Origin of the sequence: Acinetobacter sp. Colony158, assembly GCF_019264745.1 — a bacterium.
In the GTDB taxonomy this organism is placed as follows: Bacteria; Pseudomonadota; Gammaproteobacteria; order Pseudomonadales; family Moraxellaceae; genus Acinetobacter; species Acinetobacter ursingii.
Window position 1 is genome coordinate 1,847,909 of sequence record NZ_CP078523.1, and the last position, 1,146, is coordinate 1,849,054.

General features: G+C 38.2%; 2 protein-coding genes. Both read left to right on the forward strand.

The window, feature by feature from the left end:
* Positions 1 to 485: IS3 family transposase (locus tag JR005_RS07640; RefSeq protein ID WP_218664824.1), on the forward strand; the 485-nt coding region annotated here is incomplete at its 5' end.
* A 41-nt stretch (positions 486 to 526) separates the two neighbouring features.
* Positions 527 to 1,146, forward strand: a 620-nt coding sequence (locus JR005_RS07645) for an IS982 family transposase (RefSeq protein WP_228731667.1), incomplete at its 3' end; no start/stop codon positions are given.

Sequence of the window (1,146 nt, forward strand, 5' to 3'; positions counted from 1 at the left end):
ATATTCAAACTCATTCAGGCTGGGTCTACACTGCATTTATTATTGATGTGTTCTCGCGAGCAATTGTTGGATGGAAAGTATCTACACGGATGAATACAGATATGGTGCTCGATGCATTGGAGCAAGCATTGCACGATCGAGGCATGCCAAAGAATGTAATTCATCATTCCGATAGAGGTGTTCAATATCTTTCTATTCGCTATACCAATCGTTTAGAAGCAGCAAATTTACGAGCATCAGTCGGTACGACAGGTGATTCATACGATAATGCTTTGGCTGAAACGGTGAATGGCTTATACAAAACAGAGGTGATTGAATATTTAAAAGCAGATTGGCAAGGTTTAGCGGATGTACAACTTGCGACATTAAATTGGGTAGATTGGTTCAACAAAAAGCGTGTACACAGTGCACTGGGTTATGTATCGCCTTTTGAGTTTGAAGCAATGTACTATGATAAGATTAATCCGTTAGGTCAGGTGGCCTAACTTAAATAAAAAAGTCTCCGACAAACCCGGTACGGTTCATGATGTTCAATAGTACCGAATTATTCTGCATCATTGATGATTTCTTTCTTAAATTTGAAGCAACTTATTGGAAGTTTCTCAAACAAAGTCGTCGCTCTGTAAGAATTCGACCAGCCCAGCTGAGTCTCTCAGAAATACATTTTATCGCCATTTGGTATAAGTGTTCTCATTTCAACAATTTCAAAGCTTTCTTTTCATGGTTGAAGCAGGATAAAAATCATTTATTTAAACGCTTACCCTGTTACCAAAGGATGATTCACCTGATCAATATGCATCAATTAGCTCTACATGCTTTACATGTCGCTTTGATGAAAGGTGAATACAAACAATATTTATGGATTGATTCAACGACTCTGCCTGTCTGTAAAAATCAGCGTATTCAGCGTCATAAATCATTAGCCAAGATTGCATCTCGCGGTAAAAGTTCAATGGGATGGTTTTATGGCTGTAAGTTACATATCGTGATGAATCAATTCGGTGAGATCGTTAGCTCAGGCTTATCTAATGGGCATGTTGCTGACATAAAAATGGTTGAACAATTGGTTGAAGGCCTAGACGCAAAGCTTTATGCNNNTCGTGGCTATATCAGTCAAAATTTAAAAAGCAGGTTAAAAGATCAAGG